At 64.7% G+C, this 1,391-nt stretch carries 1 protein-coding gene; it reads left to right on the top strand.

Annotation, left to right across the window (positions count from 1 at the left end; translation table 11 throughout):
- The first annotated feature begins 78 nt into the window (after positions 1-78).
- Positions 79-1,350: an IS256 family transposase gene (locus Pth03_RS41090; RefSeq protein ID WP_203949947.1), complete on the top strand. Its 1,272-nt coding sequence runs from the start codon at positions 79-81 to the stop codon at positions 1,348-1,350.
- Positions 1,351-1,391 lie beyond the last annotated feature (41 nt).

Here is a 1,391-nt window from a genome sequence, read left to right as displayed (position 1 = left end):
GGGACTGTAAGACGAACGGTGTAACTCCTGATCAAGGAGACACCTGTGACGAGTACGTTGAGCCAGGCATCCGAAGCGATGGACCTGGAGGACGCCGCGGTGACGCGGAAAGAGCATGAAGCGTCGGACCGGGAGCTGGTGGCCAAGCTGGTCGACCAGGCCCGCGCCGAAGGGCTGGAGTTGGTCGGTGAGAACGGGCTGCTGGGCCGGCTGACCAAACTTGTGTTGGAGTCGGCGCTGGAAGGCGAGATCACCGACCATCTCGGCTACGACAAGCACGATCCGGCCGGTCGAGGTGCAGGCAATTCCCGTAACGGCACCCGCACCAAGACGGTCATCACCGACGTGGGACCGGTGGAGATCGCCGTGCCGCGGGACCGGGACGCCAGCTTCGAGCCGAAGATCGTGCGCAAACGGCAGCGGCGCCTGTCCGGGGTCGATGAGATGGTCATCTCGCTGGCCGCCAAAGGGCTGACCACGGGGGAGATCTCGGCGCACCTGGCCGAGGTCTACGGCGCCGAGGTGTCCAAGCAGACCATTTCCACGATCACCGACAAGGTCGTGGAGGGCATGGTCGAGTGGCAGAACCGGCCGCTCGACCCGGTCTACCCGGTCGTGTTCATCGATGCGATCCACGTGAAGATTCGCGACGGTCAGGTCGCGAACCGGCCCATCTACGTGGCGTTGGCGGTCACCGTCGACGGCGAGCGCGACATCCTCGGGTTGTGGGCCGGTGATGGCGGTGAGGGCGCCAAGTTCTGGCTGCACGTTCTCACCGAGATCAAGAACCGGGGTGTCGGTGATGTGCTGATGGTCGTCTGTGACGGGCTGAAAGGGCTGCCGCAGGCGATCGAGCAGGCCTGGCCCCGATCGGTCGTGCAAACCTGCGTTGTGCACCTGCTGCGCGCCTCGTTTCGTTACGCCGCCCGCCAGCACTGGGACGCGATCGCCAAAGCGCTACGGCCGGTCTACACCGCCTCGACCGAAGCCGCAGCGCTTGAGCGGTTCACGGAATTCGCCGAGGTGTGGGGCGGCAAGTATCCGGCGATCGTGAAGTTGTGGGAGGACGCCTGGGCCGAGTTCGTGCCGTTCCTCAACTTCGACGCCGAGATCCGACGGGTGATCTGCTCGACCAACGCGATTGAGTCGGTCAACGCTCGCATCCGCCGGGCGGTCAAGGCCCGCGGGCACTTCCCGAACGAGCAGGCTGCGCTCAAGTGCGTCTACATGGCGATCATGAGCCTGGACCCGACCGGCAAGGGCCGCAAACGATGGGTCACCCGGTGGAAAGCTGCTCTGAACGCCTTCGCCATCACCTTCGAAGGCCGCCTGTCCCCGAACCCCCGATAGAACCAATCAAGATCGAGTTACACCGTTCAATGGACAGACCC

This window comes from Planotetraspora thailandica, assembly GCF_016863335.1.
Taxonomy (GTDB): domain Bacteria; phylum Actinomycetota; class Actinomycetes; order Streptosporangiales; family Streptosporangiaceae; genus Planotetraspora; species Planotetraspora thailandica.
Note: the sequence above shows the minus strand (reverse complement) of the source record. Positions and strands in the feature narration are given on the sequence as shown.